The sequence below is a fragment of the Treponema parvum genome (genome assembly GCF_017893965.1).
Lineage (GTDB): Bacteria > Spirochaetota > Spirochaetia > Treponematales > Treponemataceae > Treponema_D > Treponema_D parvum.
This window is the reverse complement of sequence record NZ_CP054142.1, coordinates 1,852,997-1,872,155: the sequence shown is the minus strand read 5'-3', so window position 1 is coordinate 1,872,155 and position 19,159 is coordinate 1,852,997. Positions and strand designations below refer to the sequence as shown.

18 protein-coding genes and 2 tRNA genes are annotated in these 19,159 nt (G+C 43.2%); 12 read left to right on the top strand and 8 right to left on the bottom strand.

What is annotated here, in order from left to right; genetic code table 11:
• Positions 1-3: 3 nt before the first annotated feature.
• The 8 genes from HRQ91_RS11795 to HRQ91_RS08210 all read left to right on the top strand — a co-directional run bounded on the left by HRQ91_RS11795 (position 4) and on the right by HRQ91_RS08210 (position 7,804).
• A complete protein-coding gene (locus HRQ91_RS11795; RefSeq protein ID WP_275946229.1) occupies positions 4-132 on the top strand; it encodes a hypothetical protein in 129 nt (42 codons plus the stop codon).
• 73 nt (positions 133-205) lie between these two features.
• Positions 206-391: a hypothetical protein gene (locus HRQ91_RS08240; protein ID WP_210119099.1), complete on the top strand. Its 186-nt coding sequence runs from the start codon at positions 206-208 to the stop codon at positions 389-391.
• Positions 388-756: a heavy-metal-associated domain-containing protein gene (locus tag HRQ91_RS08235; RefSeq protein ID WP_210119098.1), complete on the top strand. Its 369-nt coding sequence runs from the start codon at positions 388-390 to the stop codon at positions 754-756. The genes HRQ91_RS08240 and HRQ91_RS08235 overlap by 4 nt, the downstream gene beginning before the upstream one ends.
• Positions 757-1,065: 309 nt before the next feature.
• A complete protein-coding gene (locus tag HRQ91_RS08230) occupies positions 1,066-2,037 on the top strand; it encodes a tripartite tricarboxylate transporter substrate binding protein (RefSeq protein WP_210119097.1) in 972 nt (323 codons plus the stop codon).
• A 117-nt stretch (positions 2,038-2,154) separates the two neighbouring features.
• On the top strand, positions 2,155-2,613 hold the full coding sequence (locus tag HRQ91_RS08225) for a tripartite tricarboxylate transporter TctB family protein (RefSeq protein WP_210119096.1): 459 nt from the start codon (positions 2,155-2,157) through the stop codon (positions 2,611-2,613).
• A gap of 9 nt (positions 2,614-2,622) precedes the next feature.
• Entirely contained in the window at positions 2,623-4,128 is a 1,506-nt protein-coding gene (locus tag HRQ91_RS08220) for a tripartite tricarboxylate transporter permease (protein WP_210119095.1), read from the top strand.
• Between the two features lie 251 nt (positions 4,129-4,379).
• Entirely contained in the window at positions 4,380-7,124 is a 2,745-nt protein-coding gene (locus HRQ91_RS08215; protein WP_210119094.1) for a valine--tRNA ligase, read from the top strand.
• Positions 7,125-7,213: 89 nt separating this feature from the next.
• Positions 7,214-7,804 (top strand): hypothetical protein, encoded by a 591-nt coding sequence (locus HRQ91_RS08210; protein ID WP_210120772.1) that lies wholly within the window; start codon positions 7,214-7,216, stop codon positions 7,802-7,804.
• Positions 7,805-7,820: 16 nt separating this feature from the next.
• Here HRQ91_RS08210 and fumC read toward each other — a convergent pair whose 3' ends face one another.
• A complete protein-coding gene (gene fumC / locus HRQ91_RS08205) occupies positions 7,821-9,209 on the bottom strand; it encodes a class II fumarate hydratase (protein WP_210119093.1) in 1,389 nt (462 codons plus the stop codon).
• A gap of 181 nt (positions 9,210-9,390) precedes the next feature.
• Here fumC and HRQ91_RS08200 point away from each other — a divergent pair, with 181 nt between their 5' ends.
• Together HRQ91_RS08200 and HRQ91_RS08195 are read left to right on the top strand one after the other, a co-directional pair.
• The gene (locus tag HRQ91_RS08200; RefSeq protein WP_210119092.1) at positions 9,391-10,707 is read left to right on the top strand and encodes a solute carrier family 23 protein; all 1,317 of its coding nucleotides are present in this window, start codon (positions 9,391-9,393) and stop codon (positions 10,705-10,707) included.
• Between the two features lie 220 nt (positions 10,708-10,927).
• Positions 10,928-11,000, top strand: a tRNA-Pro gene (locus HRQ91_RS08195).
• A 111-nt stretch (positions 11,001-11,111) separates the two neighbouring features.
• Here HRQ91_RS08195 and HRQ91_RS08190 read toward each other — a convergent pair.
• The 4 genes from HRQ91_RS08190 to HRQ91_RS08175 all read right to left on the bottom strand — a co-directional run bounded on the left by HRQ91_RS08190 (position 11,112) and on the right by HRQ91_RS08175 (position 14,021).
• On the bottom strand, positions 11,112-11,471 hold the full coding sequence (locus tag HRQ91_RS08190) for a CoA-binding protein (protein ID WP_210119091.1): 360 nt from the start codon (positions 11,469-11,471) through the stop codon (positions 11,112-11,114).
• Between the two features lie 47 nt (positions 11,472-11,518).
• Positions 11,519-11,592, bottom strand: a tRNA-Val gene (locus HRQ91_RS08185).
• Between the two features lie 91 nt (positions 11,593-11,683).
• Complete coding sequence (locus HRQ91_RS08180; RefSeq protein WP_210119090.1) at positions 11,684-12,394, bottom strand: late competence development ComFB family protein; 711 nt, start codon at positions 12,392-12,394, stop codon at positions 11,684-11,686.
• 373 nt (positions 12,395-12,767) lie between these two features.
• On the bottom strand, positions 12,768-14,021 hold the full coding sequence (locus tag HRQ91_RS08175) for an ATP-binding protein (RefSeq protein WP_210119089.1): 1,254 nt from the start codon (positions 14,019-14,021) through the stop codon (positions 12,768-12,770).
• A gap of 176 nt (positions 14,022-14,197) precedes the next feature.
• Between HRQ91_RS08175 and HRQ91_RS08170 the strand changes: the two genes are divergently transcribed.
• Together HRQ91_RS08170 and HRQ91_RS08165 are read left to right on the top strand one after the other, a co-directional pair.
• Positions 14,198-14,830, top strand: coding sequence for a hypothetical protein (locus tag HRQ91_RS08170; protein ID WP_210119088.1), 633 nt, complete (start codon positions 14,198-14,200; stop codon positions 14,828-14,830).
• Positions 14,820-15,737, top strand: coding sequence for a hypothetical protein (locus tag HRQ91_RS08165; protein ID WP_210119087.1), 918 nt, complete (start codon positions 14,820-14,822; stop codon positions 15,735-15,737). The genes HRQ91_RS08170 and HRQ91_RS08165 overlap by 11 nt, the downstream gene beginning before the upstream one ends.
• A 183-nt stretch (positions 15,738-15,920) precedes the next feature.
• Here the strand turns inward: HRQ91_RS08165 and HRQ91_RS08160 are convergent, their stop codons facing one another.
• Genes HRQ91_RS08160 through HRQ91_RS08150 form a run of 3 tightly spaced genes read right to left on the bottom strand, consistent with a single transcriptional unit; the run spans position 15,921 to position 19,124 of the window.
• Positions 15,921-17,051 (bottom strand): AI-2E family transporter, encoded by a 1,131-nt coding sequence (locus HRQ91_RS08160; protein ID WP_210119086.1) that lies wholly within the window; start codon positions 17,049-17,051, stop codon positions 15,921-15,923.
• 18 nt (positions 17,052-17,069) lie between these two features.
• Complete coding sequence (serS, locus tag HRQ91_RS08155) at positions 17,070-18,374, bottom strand: serine--tRNA ligase (protein ID WP_210119085.1); 1,305 nt, start codon at positions 18,372-18,374, stop codon at positions 17,070-17,072.
• 27 nt (positions 18,375-18,401) lie between these two features.
• Positions 18,402-19,124: an SIMPL domain-containing protein gene (locus tag HRQ91_RS08150; protein WP_210119084.1), complete on the bottom strand. Its 723-nt coding sequence runs from the start codon at positions 19,122-19,124 to the stop codon at positions 18,402-18,404.
• Between the last annotated feature and the right edge of the window lie 35 nt (positions 19,125-19,159).

The window sequence follows — 19,159 nt, the reverse complement described above, 5'->3', positions numbered from 1 at the left end:
TCTATGGGAGGAACTGCTTCGGCGCTTTCAATGGGGTATGCCATTGCCCTGTTGATAATTGCGTATTTGACTTTAACGGCAGTTTCCGTTCTTATCAGATTTTTGAAAAAAAAGTTCGGTAAGAAAAAATAACATCGAGCGGTGTTTTGCAAAGGATGTACGCTTTTGTCACCTTGCAAAACACCCGTTTTGTAACGGAGTGTTTATGGTTGTAAATCTTGTTGCAGGCGGACTTTTGCTTTGCTGTATTGCAGGCGCCGTATTTTATATTCTGCGCCAGAGAAAGATCGCTATTGAAAATAACAATCCCATATGCATAGGTTGTCCCGGCGCGGCTTCATGTAGAAATCATTGCCACGGTACAACTTCAAGGGAGAAAAAGAAAAAATGATAAATATTATTATTGTTGCGCTTCTTGCCGTCATTATTTTTGTAGCCGTTAAAGTGAGCGCGAAACATCTTCGCGGAGAAGGTTCTTGTTGCACGGGCGGCGGTTCTTCCGTAATCCGTGAGCACAAAAAACTTGATGATCCCGTTATCGCTAAAAAGACAGTGAAAATAGGCGGCATGAGCTGTGAAAATTGTGCGGCACGCGTAGAACACGCAGTGAATAAGATTGAAGGCGCCGCTTGCGAAGTAAATTTAAATGCAAATACCGCGGAAATATCTCTCAGCCGCAAAATTCCCGACGAAGAATTAAAGGCTGCGATTGAAAAAGCAGGCTATGAAGTAAAGTCTTTTGAAGGTTCAAATTGAAGGCTCGGTATAGCCTGGTATTACCGGGCGTAGGTTGACGCGCGGCAGAAATTTTCCGGCGCGAAAGCCGGAAAGTGCAGCCATCCGTTCGTCGTGTGGTTATGATTTAATTCAAACAAAATTTTTTATTGCTTTCATATTTCCTCACGTAAAAATCTAACCCAACTGCAGCTTTTTGCATTTCCCGCACAAATCATGTATAATATCTTAAAATACTCTAAAACGATCGCCGCCAGCTTAAAAAATTGAATTTTTATCGGCTGATCGGTTTTCGGTAATTTTTTGTAATAGTTTTAGTGGAGGAATAAAATGAAAAAACTAATCGGTGTTGTTCTTGCTTTCGCTCTGGCTTTTTGCGCTTTTGCAGGCGGTGATAAGGATTCGGCAGGCAAAGCAAAGTATCCTGTAAAAGGTATAACGGTTATCTGCCCGTGGGGCGCAGGCGGAGGAACGGATGCGGTTCTTCGCGGTATTTGTGCTGCTGCGGAAAAGCAGCTTGGGGTTACGCTTACTGTTGAAAATAAAACCGGCGGCAGCGGTGCTATTGGGCATGCGGCAATAAAAAATGCCAAACCCGACGGATATACGGTCGGTATGATCACGTTTGAACTAAACTCCTTGCCGCAGCAGGGGCTTATAGATTTTACCTATGCGGATTACGATCCGATTATACGTGTAAATGCGGATGCGGCTACACTGACAGTGAAAGCGGACGCTCCGTACAATACGGTAAAAGAGTTTGTAGAGTATTGTAAAAATAATCCCGGAAAAGTTTCTATCGGCAATTCCGCACCCGGTTCGGTGTGGCACATAGGAGCGGGGCTTTTGGCGGATAAAACGGGCATCAATGTAAAACATATTCCTTTTGAAGGAGCTGCAGGTGCCGTAACCGCTCTTGCAGGCGGACACATCGAAGCGGTTTCAGTTTCTTTGGCTGAAGTAAAATCACAGCTTGATGCCGGAAACTTAAAAGTTCTTGGAATTATGGATGAAAAACGTCCTGTTTCTTATCCCAATATCAAAACATTTAAAGAACAGGGATTTGATATTACTTATTACACTTGGCGAGGCCTTGCGCTTCCGAAGGGAGTTGATCCTGCAATAAAACAGATTCTTGTCGATGCATTTACGAAGGCGGAACAGGATCCTGATTTTGTAAAAATGGCCGGTAATATGAATTTGAATCTTGCATATATGAATTCCGCCGATTTTGGAGCTTTTTTGAAAACAAATTATGAAGCGGTAACCGCTACAATGAAATCATTAGGTCTTATTGACTGACGGGATTTTAAAACTTTATTTTAAAAGAAGGCCGCTTCCGGATAAATTTTCGGTGCGGCCTTGCCGTCATAAAATCTATGCTAATTGGAATTTGCATCAAAAAACATAGGAGGAAATGTGCGGATAGCTAATATCATTGCCGCCGTTATAGGAATGTTTTTATCGGCGACCGCTTTTATTATTACCCTTTCATTTAAACATTTTAAAAACGTTCCTATCGGACCTGAATTTTTCCCGCGCTGGCTTTCTACAGGGCTTTTTATCTGCTGTGCGGTTCTTTTGATACAAAATATTGTCGATAAAAATAATAAAACTCCTGCAATGACCTTAAGCCTAAAAGACAAAGGCATGCGGCGTATGTTAATCGGTCTTGCGATAATTGTTATTGCGGCCGCTTTATGGTATGTTACGGGCTTTATAATTACAACGCCCTTTGTTTTGTTTGCGTTTATGGTTCTTTTGGGAAAACGTGAATGGAAGACGATGGTTGTTTTTTCGATAGTTTCTACCGCCGTTATTTTCCTTGCTTTTAGATTCCTTTTAGGAATAGATATGCCGATGGGGCTGCTGGAATAGGGGGGCGATATGGATTTTGGTCTTTTAGTTTCAAGTTTCGGTTCTGTTTTTGCCCCGCTGAATATGCTTTATATCTTTATCGGTGCGGCAGGCGGGGTTTTGATCGGTTGTATTCCCGGCCTAACGTCTACTATGGGGATTGCGCTTTTGATACCGTTTACTTACGGGCTTGATCTGTTGCCGTCCGTAGGTATGTTGCTTGGAATTTTCTGCGGCGCTATGTACGGCGGTTCTATTTCCGCAATACTTATCCACACTCCAGGAACCCCTGCCGCCGCGGCAACCGTTATGGACGGCTATCCTATGTCAAAACGCGGCGAACCGGGGCGAGCCCTATCGATAGCGCTGTTTTCTTCCTTTATGGGGGGAATGATTGGCGCCCTGTGTATGACTTTTTTGTCCCCGTATATTTCAAAAATGGCACTGAAATTCGGACCTGCCGAATTTTTTTCACTTGCAGCTTTCGGCCTTTCCGTTATAATTTCAATCTCAGGAAAATCTTTGATAAAGGGGCTCATAACGGCGTTTTTCGGTTTATTGATTTCTACTGTGGGTATGGATAAGACTTGTGCCTACCTGCGTTTTTTTAAGTTTCAGGGATTGTATGACGGAATTCCTTTTATTCCGGCTCTGATAGGTTTGTTTGCGATTTCCGAAGTTCTTGCAGGAATAGAATCCAATTTAGATACGCAAAAGAATAAAGTAAAAATTTCAGGCGTGCTTCCCAGTATTTCGGATATTAAAACAATACTGCGTAATATTGTAACCGGCGGATTTATAGGAAGCTTTATAGGCTCCATTCCCGGAGCTGGAGGCGATATTGCAGCGTTTGTTTCTTACAGTGAAGCAAAACGTTCAAGTAAGCATCCGGAAAAATTCGGAACAGGCATTCCCGAAGGTATCGCCGCATCGGAATCCGCTAATAACGGGTGTTCAGGCGGCGCTATGATTCCCATGCTCAGTTTAGGTGTTCCCGGCGATTCAAATACGGCAGTCCTCATGGGAGCCTTCATTATGAAGGGATTTCAACCCGGTCCTATGATGTATGTGGAACACCTTGATATTGTATATGCCGTGTTTGCTTCTTTAATCGTTGCCAATTTGGCCATGCTTGTAGTGGGGATGTGCGGTATAAAAGGTTTTGCAAAAATTATTTCCGTAGAGCGCAAAATGCTTTTACCTGTCATTTTGATGCTTTCCTTAGTCGGCGCCTATGCGATAAACCAGAACATGTTCGACGTGTTTTTTGCGATTATCATGGGCGTAATAGGATATTTGCTGCAAAAATATGAATTTCCTCTGTCGCCGATTCTCCTTGCTTTGATTTTAGGGCCGATGAGCGAGAGCAATCTTCGCAGGTTTATGCAAATTTCTGACGGTCAATTCTTTAAAATCTTTACAAAACCAATTTGCTGCGTGTTTTTAGCGCTCGCCGTTATTTCTATGATAACATCGGTTATCAATCAAAGACGAATAAACAAAAAGCTCTCGGTGGAAGAAGACAAAAATTTTTAGGCCATAAATGCGGTTCTTGCACTTGATCGATTATGTTCGGAGCAAGATGCCGCAGTATGGTTGTCCCTATGTTCGGCGACGCAATGTCGCGGTATGTTTAACCACGTCGCGTTTGAGCCGTTTTCGTGCACATTTTGCGCAATATTGTCAGTGATTTAGCATTTCATTATAATAATACAATCTTTATGTCTCCGGCCGAAGCCTGAGTTTTTATAGGTTTACACATATCGCAGTTTTAAGGAATAGATTTTATGAATGCCATTGAGCTGGAAAAAGCTTACAATCCTAAAGATTTTGAAAATAGAATTTACAAGGAATGGGAGACAAAAGGATATTTTAAACCTCTTTCCGATCCCGATTCTCCGATTCACGATCGGTATGACGAATCGAAAAGATCCGTGTATTCGGTAGTTATTCCTCCGCCGAACGTCACCGGCGTTCTTCACGTGGGACACGGGCTTAACAATGTTTTGCAGGATATAGTAGTCCGTTATCATCGCATGAAAGGCGACGACACGCTCTGGCTTACGGGAACCGATCACGCAGGGATCGCAACCCAAAATGTGGTTGAAAGAGCTCTAAAAAAAGAAGGAATATCCAGAAAGGATATCGGGCGAGAAAAATTTCTTGAGCGCACTTGGGCGGTAAAAGACGATCACCATGCGGCTATTGTGACGCAGCAGAGGAGACTCGGAAATTCTACGGACTGGGCGCGAGAGCGTTTTACGATGGACGACGGACTTTCAAAAGCCGTCCGCGACGTTTTTGTAACGCTGTATGAGCGCGGATTGATATATAAAGGACAGTACCTAGTAAATTGGTGCCCCCGCTGCGGAACCGCGCTTGCCGACGACGAAGTCGAGCATACGGATACAGCGGGTGCGATGTATCACATATGGTATGAATATGCGGACGGGCCCGCCCCTGACGGTTCAAGCCGCATTGAAATCGCTACGACAAGGCCCGAAACTCTTTTAGGCGATACTGCCGTAGCCGTAAATCCTTCGGACGAGCGCTATAGCCGCATAATAGGCAAAAAGCTAAAGCTTCCGCTTACGGACCGCGTTATTCCTGTCATAGCCGATGCATATGTAGATAAGGATTTCGGAACGGGGATGGTAAAAATTACGCCGGCTCATGATCCGAACGACTGGCAGGTCGGCAAAAGAAACGGCCTTGACGTTATAAATATTCTTAATTCCGACGGAACTTTAAATGAAAATTGTCCTCAAAAATACAGGGGAATGACATGCCAAAAGGCGAGAGCGCTCATAATTGAGGATCTTAAGGATCTCGGACTTTTTAAAGGCGAAGAGAAGATAACTCATTCCGTCGGGCATTGTTACCGCTGTTCTACGGTTGTAGAACCTTATTTAAGCGAGCAGTGGTTTGTAAAAATGCAGCCGCTTGCAAAACAGGCTTTAAAAGCATGGGAAAACGGGCAGATCGTATTCTTTCCTCGCAAATGGGAAAATACTTACCGCCGATGGCTTGAAAATATACGCGACTGGTGCATAAGCAGACAACTTTGGTGGGGGCACCGGATACCGGTATGGTATTGTAACAAGTGCTCAAAGATGACCGTTTCGCGCGAAGCGCCTGAAAAATGCTTTGAATGCGGAGCCGACGCTTCCGAACTCGTTCAGGATCCGGACGTGCTTGACACTTGGTTTTCTTCATGGCTTTGGCCGTTCAGCACTTTGGGATGGCCCGAAAAAACGCAGGATCTTAAAAGATTTTATCCTACGACGGCTCTTGTTACGGCTTATGACATTATTTTCTTTTGGGTAAGCCGCATGATTATGGCCGGTTTGGAATTTACCGGCAATGTTCCGTTCCGCGACATTTATATCCACGGGCTTGTGCGCGACAAACAGGGACGTAAGATGAGTAAGTCTTTGGGTAACGGAATCGATCCTATCGAAATAATCGATACTTTCGGTTCGGATGCGCTTAAATTTACGCTGAGTTTTATGTGCGCACAGGGGCAAGACGTTCTTGTGGACAAGGATTCTTTTAAACTCGGAAGCCGTTTTGCAAATAAGATATGGAACGCCGGGCGCTATATACTCGGGAATCTGGAAGGAAGAACCCTTGTTCCCGTAAAGGACGAGGATCTTACGGAATTGGACATATGGATATTTTCATGCCTTGATAAGGCCGCCCGTATTGAGCGAAACTCACTGGACGGTTATCGCTACAACGACGCCGCAAATGCCGTTTTTGAATATTTTTGGAACGAATTTTGCGATTGGTATGTGGAAGCTACCAAACTTTCATTTAAAAACGGCGACGATAAAGAAAAAAACAGGGCGGTTTCCGTATTGTTAAATGTTTTGGAAGAAAATCTTCGTCTCTTACACCCTTTTCTTCCTTTCGTTACGGAAGAAATTTATTCAAAACTGCCGCTTTCCGAAATTACGGAAAACCGCAAAAAGGCCGGGAATAATTTTGTCCTTTCAAATTCCTTTTATAAAGGAATGCTTATAGCCGCTCCGTTTCCTGAAGAAAACGACCGCCGCGTAAACGAAAAAGTTTCAAAGAGGTTTTCGGTTCTACAGGAATTGATCCGGTCGGTGAGGGCTCTCAGAGCGGAATGTTCCCTTGATCCTGCGGCTAAACTTCATTTGGCCTTGCTTATAACCAAGGGAAGCGATGCGGAAGTGTGTAAGGAAAAGACGGACATGATAGAGCTTCTTGCCGGAATTGAAAAGATTGACTTTGTAAACGAAAAACCTTCCATGTCGGTGGGAACGGTAGGGCAGGGCTTTGAAGCTTTTATAATCGTCGACGGTTCCATAAACAAGGATCAGCTTATCGCCAGATTTAAAAAATCGATAGAAACCGAAAGCGGGTACGTAAGAAACTATGAAGCGAAGCTCAGCGGAAAATTTGCCGAACATGCGCCGGCGGAACTTGTCGCCATGGAGCGTGAAAAACTTGAAGAAAGCCGCCGGCGCATAGAAAAGCTTAATTCGTACATTGCCGGCCTTTAAGATTTTATAATAATGCCGCAATTAGGCTTTTAATCGGCTTTTAAAAAAGGCTTTTGGATTTTGGAGGGCTGTATATGGGCAAATATGAAATGCACACGGAAAAACCCGACAGGATGGACAATGAATCCATGCTTCAGCTCAAGGGAATTTATCTTGCTCCGTACATGCAGATTGCGACTGCCCTCATAGGAAAGGAACGCTATGCCGGCGGAAATATGTTCCGTCATCAGATCGATACCATGGGCATCCTTATTGATTACGGGTACATTGACAGCGTGCTTTTAAAGGCGTCGTGCATACACGATGTGATCGAAGATATCCCCGGCTTTGATCAAAAAATTATTACGGATGTTGATGACGAAGGGAAAAAGGTATGCGAGCTTGTGCTTGAAGTTACAAAAAAAAACGGACAGACCAAGCCCGATTATCTGCGCGGTATAATCGAGCACGGCAGCTGGCGGGCAAAGATCTTAAAATGCGCGGATCGCATAAGCAATATGATAAGTTTGGGTTTTGTCACCGATCCGGTCTTTATTGAACGTTACTGCGACGAAACCGAATATTTTATTTTCCCGATAGCGTTGGAAGTCGACTATACCATGTATCACGAATTGATAAGTCTCGTCATCACTCGTCGTAAATACCTGGAAGATTCCGGGTACATATTAAAAAATCGCTGATGAAGATTGTGCCGAATCAGCTTTCCAAAGCCATCCGTTCGGGTTTGAACGCTTCGTCGAATTTTTCAGGCGTTAAAAATCCCAAAGCGACGCAGGCTTCTTTTAAAGAAATATTTTCTTCGTATGCTTTTTTTGCAGTCTTTGCCGAATTCTCATAGCCGATGTACGGATTTAGCGCCGTTACGAGCATTAGGGAATTATGCAGATTAAAGCGCATTTTTTCTTTGTCGGCCTTAATACCTGAAACACAGTTGTCATTAAATGAACTTATGACATCCGAAAGAAGCCGTACGGACTGTAAAAAATTATACGCTATCACGGGCATAAAGACATTCAATTCAAAATTACCTTGACTTGCGCCTATCCCGACGGCACAGTCGTTCCCCATAACTTGTACTGCAACCATTGTTACGGCCTCGCACTGCGTAGGATTTACCTTGCCCGGCATTATGGAGGATCCGGGTTCATTTTCAGGAATTTTGATTTCCCCGAGCCCGCACCTCGGGCCTGAAGAAAGCCATCTTATATCGTTTGCGATTTTCATAAGATCGCATGCCAAGGCTTTTAAAGCTCCGTGTGCAAAAACTATTTCATCTTTGCTGGTAAGAGCGTGGTATTTATTGGCTGCGGTGGAAAAATCCTTCTTCGTCAATTTTGAAATTATTTGGGCGACCTGTACATCGAATCCTTTAGGCGCATTTAAGCCGGTACCTACGGCCGTCCCTCCGAGCGCAAGTTCTTTTAAAACCGGAAGAGAAGAAGATATAATCTGCATGTCACGTTCAAGGCTGGATCTCCAGCCGCTTATTTCCTGACTGAAGGAAATGGGAACGGCATCTTGAAGGTGAGTTCGGCCGCTTTTTACAATTCCTTCATTTTCTTTTTCAAGTTTTTTGAGCGTTTCGATAAGTTTTTTTAGCGAAGGGAATAATTTGTCTTCTATCCGGCATACGGCTGCGATATGCATCGCTGTGGGAAAAGTATCGTTGCTTGACTGGCTCATGTTTACGTCGTCGTTAGGGTGAAGTAAATTTTCACCTATGATTTCATTGCCGCGGTTCGCTATCACTTCGTTTGCGTTCATATTTGACTGCGTTCCGCTTCCCGTTTGCCATACCACCAGCGGAAAATGTTCGTCGAGGCGGCCTGAAATCACCTCGTCGCAGGCTGCGCTTACGGCCCTAAGTTTTTTTTCGGTCATTTTTTTCGGGACGAGAATACCGTTGGCAAGAGCCGCAGCTTTTTTAAGATACCCGAAAGCGCATATTATTTCTTTGGGCATTAGCTCGATTCCTTCTCCGATCTTAAAATTTCTTCGACTTCGCTCCGTCTGAGCCGCCCAATACTTGTCCCTTGGAACTTCTATTTGTCCCATGGAATCATGTTCGATCCTGTATTTTTCCATAATGTTATTACTTGTTTACCCCTGTTGCCGACAAGGCGGCGATATTTCAGCGGTCATTATAACCGCCTTTCGCTCGTAAAAGACTATAACTTTTTTTTAATAAATTGTGAACTCAGATACTTTAAAGAGAATACTGCGTTATGATATACTGCTCATAAATTATAAATCGGAGATAATAAAAATGGCAACACATGAGATTTTAGGTCCTTCCGACCGTCCTCCTCTAATCCGCTGGATTCCGTTGAGTTTTCAGCACGTATTTGCAATGTTCGGAGCGACCATACTCGTTCCCCTTTTGACAGGCTTGAGTTCTTCGACGGCATTGTTTACCGCGGGAACCGGAACGCTGCTTTATATTTTAATCACTAAAGCGAAAGTTCCGGCTTTTTTGGGATCTTCGTTTGCATTTATACCGGCGCTGATTGCGATCGGCGATCAGTACGGGGTTCCTTACGCTATGGGCGGCGCGATATGCGCCGGTCTTTTTTATTGCGTGATCGCTTTTATAATAAAATTTACCGGAAAAAACTGGCTCGATAAGGCTTTGCCGCCCGTCGTCATCGGTTCGGTCATAATAGTTATAGGGCTGAATCTCGCTCCAACGGCGATAAAGGAGGCCATGTACGTGGGATCGTCCGGAGCTCCCAACGATTATTCCCTTGTGTACCTAAGCATAGCTATGGTTACCCTTGCGGTTGCCGTCATCGCTACGATCTTTCTTAAGGGATTTTTCAATACCATTTCAATACTTATCGGTCTCATAGGCGGATATGTATTTACATTCATAATGGGACAGATTTTCCCCGCTTACCATCTCATAAATTTTGATATGGTGTTGGATGCAAGGTGGTTTGCTTTGCCGTTTTTGCAGCTTAACAGCGCGGGTTCATATGTTTGGGTTGCTCCGCGGTTCGCCCTTGTTCCGATCGTAACCTTTGTGATCGTTTCTCTTGCGACTATTTGTGAGCATTTAGGTGATACCCTTGTGACGTCAAAGGTGGTAGGCATTGATTTTTACAAAAACCCGGGACTTCACCGTACGCTTATCGGGGACGGCCTTGCGACGGCATGGGCTGCAGTTTGGGGAGGGCCGCCGAATACGACTTACGGCGAAAATATAGGCGTTATGGCGATCACTAAGGTATACAGCGTTTGGGTCATAGGCGGAGCCGCCGTCATCGCGGTTATCCTTTCGTTTTGCCAAAAATTCGGCGCTTTTATTCAGACGATTCCCGGCCCGGTTCTCGGCGGAATTTCAATGCTTTTGTACGGTCTTATCGCTTCCAGTGGGCTTCGCACCATCGTTGAAAGCGGCGTCGACTATAAAGATAAAAGAAATCTCACGATTTCCTCCGTTATTATGGTGATCGGTATCGGCGGCGGAATTTTGCAATTCCATGTTGGAAAAGAATTCGTGTTCAGTTTGGGAGGAGTCGCTCTTGCAACTGTAATAGGAATATTTCTTAACCTTCTTATTCCGCGGTCGAGGGTTGAATGAAGTTTTGATTTAGTTAAATTTCGATTTTTATTGTGTGCCGGATCCGTCTCGCATTTTAATAGCGGCGAATCTGCGCGCACTTAGGGCAGCGGACTTGTGCGGCATTTGAACTGCCGCTGCCAACTCATGACAGCGCTTCCCACGGTACTGTACTATAATGAGTGCGCGGTTTTTATACGCTTGCCTAAAGTCAAATGATTTTATATATTGTAAACGTGTTCGGAATGTAGCGCAGTTGGTAGCGCGTCTGGTTTGGGACCAGAATGTCGCAGGTTCAAATCCTGTCATTCCGATATATTTTTTAGCTTGGTCGTAATAAAAAATTATCGGCCGAGAGTTTTTTGTAGAATTTCCTGCCCATTTTTATCCCAGAAAAGAATTTTACAGACGCGCGGAAAGCATTGTTATTGCTTGGGATAAAGGCTCATTCCCACCAGAACGCAGCCTTCAATAAAATCGATATTGGAATTTTTTAAATACTGAAGAAGATCTTCGCTTTCGGCTCCGGGCTGAATAACGGCGTATTTAAACTGTTTTTTGCATTCTTTAATGAGTTTGAGTCCTAAAACCGCATTTATACAAAAGACGATGACATCTATGTCGCCGGATATTTCATTTATTGAAGAAAATTCTTTGCTTACTCCGTAAGCGGTATAACCTTTTTCAAGAAGTCCGTGTTTTATTTTATATGCGTATTTTTCAGGGTTGACAGTGTTTCCCAGAACGACGAAATTTTGCTGTTGCATGATCGTTTTTAAGTCCATGGCGGCTCCATATAAAAAAAACTTCTTTCATGAGAAAGAAGTTTTAATGGACGATGACGGGATCGAACCGCCGACATTCTGGGTGTAAACCAGACGCTCGTACCAGCTGAGCTAATCGTCCGTGTGTTAATGTATCTATAATATAGAAATCGGCTAAACGTGTCAATTACGGCGCTTAAGATTTTTGTTGCCGGCGGTTCGGAATGCTGCGTTTATTCCATAGGATTTTCAGTTCCTGTTCTGAACATAAAAAGATCCTGTATCTTATAGGAATACGTCGAATTTAAAGTCTGTTTTTCGGAATCTTCGCTCGTTACCTGTAACGTAAATCCGTAATTGATGCTTTCATATCCGTCTGCGGAAATTTCAAGCGAAAAATCGAATTGCTCCGTTACGCCCGCCGCATCCGTAGGCTCCGGTTTTAACCAAAAAGAAAAAACGCCCTTTGTCGTATGATATGTTTTGCACGGGTTTGCCCATGAAGAATCCTTCATTATTACGGTCGTGCCGTTGCGCATAAGCTTAATGGAAGCTCCGTTTAACGGTTCAAACGTCGTTCCGTCAAGGACGCAGCCTGTAAAAATAGGAAAGTTAAAAAGAGGGCTGTCATGGTGCTTTGCGGTTTTTCTTGTATGAATGTGATCGGGTCTTTGTATGGAATTGACGGTTCTGATTCCCTCTATACCTATTGCGTCTATGTCCGCCAATAGCTGTCCGTCTTTAAATACTTCAGCGGAATGAACTACTCCTCTTCCCGATACGACGTACTTCGGCGGAATCCTGTTCAGAACATAACTGACGGCGTCCATGCGGCAATTTTCACAGCTGCAGCGGAACCAAGGAGGATTTATTTCTTTGATACGATCATTCAGCCGATTGATCCGCTCGATCACAATTTCTTCCATCATGTTGTGTATATGCATCGTCGTACTCCTGCTTTATAGGTATACATTCATAAAAAATCTTAAATAATTCCTACGATATCCTGTTTTGTCGAACACGATAACCGGAACCCGTCTAATATTATACAAGAAGGATTTATAAAATCCAATAAAATTTTATTAATACTTGTTATTTAATTATAAGAGGTTTATTCAATCAAATCAAGATTTCGCATTTAAATCACGGAAATCAATTTTCAAGCACTCTAAATTATTATCCTAAAACTGCAGTTTTTAGAGGTTCCCTGTAATTTTCAAAAGTTGATTTCCGTGCCAGAATGCAAGACTGCATAGATTTTTACACCTTAAACCTGTAAAAATACTGCTTACGCGCCCCTGCAATCCATAACCGAATTTATAACTCCAGCGAATTCTCATCAAGCAAAAAATTCCATAGCCCGATTGTAACAATTCCGTTTTCATCTCGGCGGGGTTTTATATCATCCTTTATGACTATGATTTTTTTGAATGAATCTTTTATTTCCAACAGCGGGCGTTTTTCCTGATTTTCTTTTTCTGATGAAGAAAGCGAAAGGGCAGACTGTATATAGTATTTTCTACTTCCTCGATTTGCTATAAAATCAACTTCATAAATGCTTTTTGTCGTCTTTAAGTTTTTATCTTTTCCGTATTTTTCAACAACCCCGATATCGACTTTGAATCCACGGATTTTCAGCTCGTTGTAAATGATATTTTCCATTATGTGAGTTTCTTCTGTCTGACGAAAATTAAGCCTTGCGTTTCTAAGCCCTGTATCCTCAAAATAGTATTTTACAGGAGTGTTGATGTATTTCTTCCCTTTTATATCGTATCGCTGTGCATCTGAAAGAATATATGCGTCTTTGAGATAACTGATATAAGTGTTGATTGTCTGACGGCTGAATTCTATTTTCTTTTCGCTTTTGAATGTATTTTCAAGCTTTGTCGGATTCGTAAGGGAACCGATGCTTGAAGCAAGAATATTTACAAGCTCGTCAAGTTCATCTTTACTGCGAATTTTCCGCCGCTCGATTATGTCGGAAAGATACGTTTTTTCAAAAAGGCGGATAAGATAATCTTCTTTGTCCTCCGCATTTTTATATGAAATGACCAGTGGAAGTCCGCCATACATAAAATATTCGTCCCATCCTTCTGATTTAGAGCCTTCATACACAGTTATGAATTCGCTGAAAGAAAGAGGGTGCATTCTGATTTCATCACCGCGGTCTTTAAAAATAGTGGAAATCTCCGATGAAAGAAGTGTCGAATTGCTGCCGGTTACATAAACGTCGACATTCGGCATTTTAAGAAATCCGTTTAGAACCCGCTCAAAGCCGTCAACTTCCTGAATCTCGTCAAGAAGAACATAATACATTTTATCGTCTTTGATTTTACCGCGTACATACTCTCCGAGCGCATGCCTGTCCAAAAGTTCCTCATGCTCCTCGTCGTCAAGGGAAGCCTCAATAATGTGATCGGTAGGAATGTTTTCTGATAAAAGATGCTTCTTAAATAGAGTAAAAAGAAGGAATGATTTTCCGCAGCGTCGTGAACCTGTAATCACCTTTATGAGACCGTTGCCCTTCCTTGCTATGAGTTTATCCAGATATTTCTGCCGTTTTATAGTCATTCTATGCCTCTTGTAACTTATTTACATAATATTTGTAAATACAATGTTTTAGTAAATAAAGTATACTAAAATCCCCAAAAAAGGAAATACCTAAAAAGCCTGAATCTGAAGATTTGCTCGCTATGCAATTTAACAGACAGCTTTTTTATTTCAGAAGGCTGTGGTATATTTTTTATATGTGGAAATGTGTTTTAATCTGTATTTCTGCTGTAAGTCCCGTCTTTTTTGCCTGTTCTAATATAGGCTCTCCTGTCGAATCGGGCGGCAAAGATAAAACTCTCATGACTTTGATGTCGGAGCGCAGGATTGACTGGGAAAACGAACTTGAGCCCTTTGCTCTTAAACGCAATACAGAAAAGCTCGGCGGAATGGAAAGCGACGTGGATCTTACCCCGCAGACTTATGCGCTTTCCGCTTTGAAAAGGGGCGACCCCGTATATCCGTTTATTGAAGGATTCGGCAGTTTAGACACTTCATCTCTCACACAGGACGCCAAAGCCGTTCTCGACGGGTTTTGTAACGCTTTTCTGGATGGCAGCAGCGCGGAATCTTATATCGACGCTGAAAAAAAATACGCTCTGGTATTCTTTCTTTCGGATATAAAGCTGTTTTTTAAAGCCGAAAAAAATATCTTTAACGGCAGAATATACGGAACTCCTTTTATAAAAGATGAAACCTTCGGCGTTCCCGTTCGTTTTACCGGTAAAGATGTCTTGCTTGACGTCTTTGTATATTTAAATCGGAATTCCGATTGGAAGATAAATCAAATACAAATAAAAAACATACGGACGGCTGAAAATGCAGAATAAACTTACAGGAATTGAACGTGAATTGGTTCTGAAATATTTGCAGGATGGAAATGTCCCGGTAACGGTAACCTTGCTTGAAGATCTTCCTTTGTCTTCCGTTCATTCGGCGTCCAGTGCGGTTTTCCCCGTTGCTCTCCAGCCTGAAAAAATGACTGTTTTGGATCAGGGAATAATTTTGCTTAAAAATCCTCCGCAGGCGGCGTCTTCCTTTGAGGGGAAGGATGTCCGCGTTGAATTTTATTTTAACAGGCTGGGACTCTGTTTTATTACAAAGATGACGCACGTTTCTTCCGGGCTTGCTCTTGCAATTCCTTCGGAAATAAACAGGATCACGGAAGTGCCCGTAGACAAGATCAGCACGTTTAAAGCCGATATTCACTATCTTACGGACAATAAAAAAGACGTTCACATATTTTGCAGTTCGGCCGACGGCTATAAACTTTTTTCAAAACCGATTTGGAGCGATATTCCTTCCGACCGGAGCGGAGATGCAAAAAAATATCTTGAATCCTTTGTAGGCGATGCAAAAAAACAAAAAGAAGTGGGGAACGGGGTTTATCTGATACCCGTATGCCGCTATCTTGTAGAAAGACGGGAAGGTTTTAAGCCTATCCAGAGCCGGAGAGAAAGTCTTAAAGCCCTGTATGTTGACCATGAGTGCATAGTCATAGGCGGGGATACTAAAGAATTTCCGCTTAAAAAAGATATTGAATATTCTGCGATACTGTCATTCCCTGTGGATATAAGGCCTGCTGCAGCGCGGGAAGTGGAAACGCTTTTTGTTGTCCGCACCGTGTATTCGGCGGATGACGGCGTAAGAAAGTGCGCTGTGTGCCGTTTTACGTCGATGAAGGAAGAAGATATCCGTTTTGTCTATGAAATGACTACGAAAAATCTGTTCGTTTAAATTCAACAGTCGAACAAAATATCAATTTTGGAGACTGTTGAATTTATGCGCTCTTTGCGCACAGTTAATAAACGACGTTTGTCTAAATCAAGTATCGCCATGGATGGCGGCAAAATATGTAAAAGCGATATTTTGGCTTTGCCAAAATTCGCCATAAACCGATGTACATGGAGGTACGCCGGTTTATAACTTATTCTCGCTTTCGGTTTCAGGTGATGTTTGTTCGCTTTCGTCTACGGCGGACAATTGCTTTTTAGTTTCTTCCGGATGATTGCCTAAAAAAATCGCTATGGGATGCAAAAAAGAAATGTTTTCACATATTATTTTTAATATGACCGTTACCGGAACTGCTAGTAAAAAACCCGCAAAACCCCACATTTCTCCCCATATGGAAAGGCTTACCAGAATTATAAACGGCGAAAGGCCCAGATTGGAACCTGTTATTCTGGGCTCAAGAATGGTACCGAGCGAAACGTTTACCACGATCATAATACAGGCGACTATGACTGTAGGCATTACGGCCGGATAAAACTGTATCAGTGCGAAAAATATTGTAAGTACGGATGAAAAAATCGAGCCGAAATTCGGAATAAAATTTAAAATAAAGGCTATAAATCCCCAAACCACCGGAAATTCCAAGCCTACGAAGTACGTACCTGTTCCTACGAGCGCTCCTGTGGCAAATGAAATAATGAATTTTATTGAAATAAAATTAGTGATTTCGCGGATTATATTGTTAAAAACATGTTTGACGCGCCCTTTCAACTTAGGGGTGGGAAAGGCTACGTTTATTTTTTCCCGCATATAATGCAATTCGCTTACCAGAAAAAGGATAAGGAGCATTATCATCATAAAAGTTTTGGAAAAGGAGATAAGGTCGCCTGAAAGCGTAAGAACGGCGCTCTGGATCGCATTTCTTATTCCGAGCTGATCCCAAAGGTTTTCCATGAGACTGTAGGTTTCGTTGAAGGGCAATCGGAATGTCTTTGCAAAAACTTCATATATGGTTTTAAGGCGTATTTCATAGCGCGGATAAAGCGAAAGAATTCGGCGCAGGCTTGAAATAAGCAAGTTTCCCGTTGCCGCTATGAAAACCATGGAAATGAGCAGTATGAGCACGGCGGAAAAGATCCAAGGAATATGAAATTTGGATTGCAACTTGCGTAAGAGCGGCAGCATCACAAGGGACAAAAGTATTGAAAAGACTACGGGCACAACTATTGCCGCTGCAAGTTTTAAAATTACTCCGGATGCTATGATACAGATAAAAAGCAGAAGATAAAAAACGCCTTTTGTATAGTTATTCTGTTGCATAAGCCTTCCGCAGTTGTTTTATGCGTTTTTATTAACGCCCGTTTTTTTAGGTTTGGGTACTATTTTGTCGAAACCGCAGTACGGAACTAAAACTTCGGGGACAGTGACGGAGCCGTCTTCATTCTGATAGTTTTCGAGAATAGCAAGCATGGCGCGACCCGCCGCTATTGCGGTTCCGTTCAGCATATGGACGAATTTATTCTTACCGTCTTCGTCCTTATAGCGGACATTAAGGCGTCGGCTTTGGTAGTCCGTACAGTTTGAGGTTGAAGTAACTTCACCGTATTCGCCGTCGTTGCGTCCCGGCATCCATGCTTCGAGATCCCACTTTCGGTATGCTGGCGCCCCCAGATCGCCGGTACATGTATCTACGACGCGGAACGGAATGCCCAGCGCGCTAAAGATTTCTTCTTCGATAAGGCGCAGCTTTTCGTGAATTTTATCCGAGTCTTCGGGCAGGCAGTATACGAACATTTCGACCTTGTCAAACTGGTGCACGCGGTACAAGCCCTTGCTGAATTGTCCTGCAGCTCCTGCTTCCCGCCTAAAGCAGTGCGAAAGTCCGCAATAAAAGAGCGGCAGTTCTGATTTATCGAGTATCTCGCCCGAATGATAGCCGCCGAGCGTAATTTCCGCCGTGGCTACAAGGCAGGTATTTTCACCTTCAAGAGCATATACGTTCGATTCGTTTCCTCTCGGATTAAATCCTATTCCTTTTAATACCTCTTCGCGGGCTATGTCCGGAGTGATAAAGGGCGTAAAACCGTGTTTTCGTAAGGTGTTCAGCGCATACATTATGAGCGCCTGTTCCAAAAAAACGGCTTCATTTTTTAGGTAATAGAATTTCGGCCCCGACACTTTCGTTCCTCGCTCGAAATCTATGAGATCAAGTTCTTCGCCCAGCGTTATGTGATCCTTCGGTTTAAAAGAAAATCTTCTTGGGCTTCCGACCTTTTTTACTTCAAGATTCTCACTGTCCAACTTTCCTACGGGAGCTTCGGGGCTGCACATGTTGGGAATTTTACGCGCGGCGTCTTCGAGTTTTTCTTCACATTCTTCAAGCGATTTTTCTACCACTGCAATCTTTTCTTTTATTGCCTTGCCTTCCGCGATCAGATTTGCCCGCGTTTCGCCGTCAAGCTTGCCCTTCATCGATTCGGCATTGGCATTGCGTTTTTGCTGCAAATTCTGTTTTTCGGTTACCAAAGCGGTGCGTTTATCATAAAGATCGACTACTGTGTCCGCATCGGCCGTCATATTGCGGTTTTGAATATTTTTCTTTACCGCGTCAAGGTTATCTTTTATAAATTTGTAATCCAACATAGCGATTATTTTATCCGTCCCTTGTTTTTATTGCAAGGCGTAGGTTACGTGTACGGTTACGCTTATGTCGGTATTGCCTGCGTTAATAGGCGTTGGGCCGGCGGCCTTTGCGGACATGAGCATGCCGTCGTTTAGCATCCTTGTGGAATCGTTGTACGGCACATAATCTTCCTGAATGGAAACTATTTTTCCTATGCTTGTTCCTCCCGTGGTTGCAAGAATTTTAGCCGCTTTTTCCGCCTTTTCCATTGCGAGAATTCTGGCTTGTTCTACGGCTCCTGTCGTATCGCTTACGCCGAAGTTCAAAGAAGAAAATTCGTTCGCTCCGGCCTTTACCGCCGTGTCGATTAGAGTTCCGGCTTTTTCTATGTCGCTGACCGTCACAAGAATTTCATTTGAAACCCTATAGTTGCCGAATATCTGGCGGTTGTTTTCCCACGTGTATTCCCGATGGATATTGTAATTTTGCGTGGAAATATCGTCTTTTGAAAGACCTACTGACAAGACAGCCTGTTGAACCGAATTCATCTTTTTTGCATTGTCCTGTACTGCCGTTTGTAAATCCGCATTAGACGTGCGGACGGACATTACGATCGTAGCTTGATCGGGCTTTATCGAGACGACGCCGGTGCCTATGACGGAGACGGTACGCATTTCACGTCCGAACCGTCCGGTTGCGCATGACGACGTAAAGATTGCCGCTATGAGTATCGCAAAGATCACGGCCGAATTTTTTATCTTATTTTTCATTTTATACCTCTTGTACCCCGCGAAAATTTTATTTT

Bases quoted from the DNA above. Each gene is read 5' to 3' on its own strand.
- serS (WP_210119085.1), bottom strand. From the start codon at position 18,374: ATGTTGGATTACAAATTTATAAAAGATAACCTTGACGCGGTAAAGAAA.
- HRQ91_RS08150 (WP_210119084.1), bottom strand. From the start codon at position 19,124: ATGAAAAATAAGATAAAAAATTCGGCCGTGATCTTTGCGATACTCATA.
- HRQ91_RS08240 (WP_210119099.1), top strand. From the start codon at position 206: ATGGTTGTAAATCTTGTTGCAGGCGGACTTTTGCTTTGCTGTATTGCA.
- HRQ91_RS08215 (WP_210119094.1), top strand. From the start codon at position 4,380: ATGAATGCCATTGAGCTGGAAAAAGCTTACAATCCTAAAGATTTTGAA.
- HRQ91_RS08235 (WP_210119098.1), top strand. From the start codon at position 388: ATGATAAATATTATTATTGTTGCGCTTCTTGCCGTCATTATTTTTGTA.
- HRQ91_RS08175 (WP_210119089.1), bottom strand. From the start codon at position 14,021: ATGACTATAAAACGGCAGAAATATCTGGATAAACTCATAGCAAGGAAG.
- HRQ91_RS08210 (WP_210120772.1), top strand. From the start codon at position 7,214: ATGCACACGGAAAAACCCGACAGGATGGACAATGAATCCATGCTTCAG.
- HRQ91_RS08170 (WP_210119088.1), top strand. From the start codon at position 14,198: ATGTGGAAATGTGTTTTAATCTGTATTTCTGCTGTAAGTCCCGTCTTT.
- HRQ91_RS11795 (WP_275946229.1), top strand. From the start codon at position 4: ATGGGAGGAACTGCTTCGGCGCTTTCAATGGGGTATGCCATTGCCCTG.
- HRQ91_RS08165 (WP_210119087.1), top strand. From the start codon at position 14,820: ATGCAGAATAAACTTACAGGAATTGAACGTGAATTGGTTCTGAAATAT.
- HRQ91_RS08190 (WP_210119091.1), bottom strand. From the start codon at position 11,471: ATGGACTTAAAAACGATCATGCAACAGCAAAATTTCGTCGTTCTGGGA.
- HRQ91_RS08180 (WP_210119090.1), bottom strand. From the start codon at position 12,394: ATGCATATACACAACATGATGGAAGAAATTGTGATCGAGCGGATCAAT.
- HRQ91_RS08200 (WP_210119092.1), top strand. From the start codon at position 9,391: ATGGCAACACATGAGATTTTAGGTCCTTCCGACCGTCCTCCTCTAATC.
- HRQ91_RS08160 (WP_210119086.1), bottom strand. From the start codon at position 17,051: ATGCAACAGAATAACTATACAAAAGGCGTTTTTTATCTTCTGCTTTTT.
- HRQ91_RS08220 (WP_210119095.1), top strand. From the start codon at position 2,623: ATGGATTTTGGTCTTTTAGTTTCAAGTTTCGGTTCTGTTTTTGCCCCG.
- HRQ91_RS08230 (WP_210119097.1), top strand. From the start codon at position 1,066: ATGAAAAAACTAATCGGTGTTGTTCTTGCTTTCGCTCTGGCTTTTTGC.
- fumC (WP_210119093.1), bottom strand. From the start codon at position 9,209: ATGGAAAAATACAGGATCGAACATGATTCCATGGGACAAATAGAAGTT.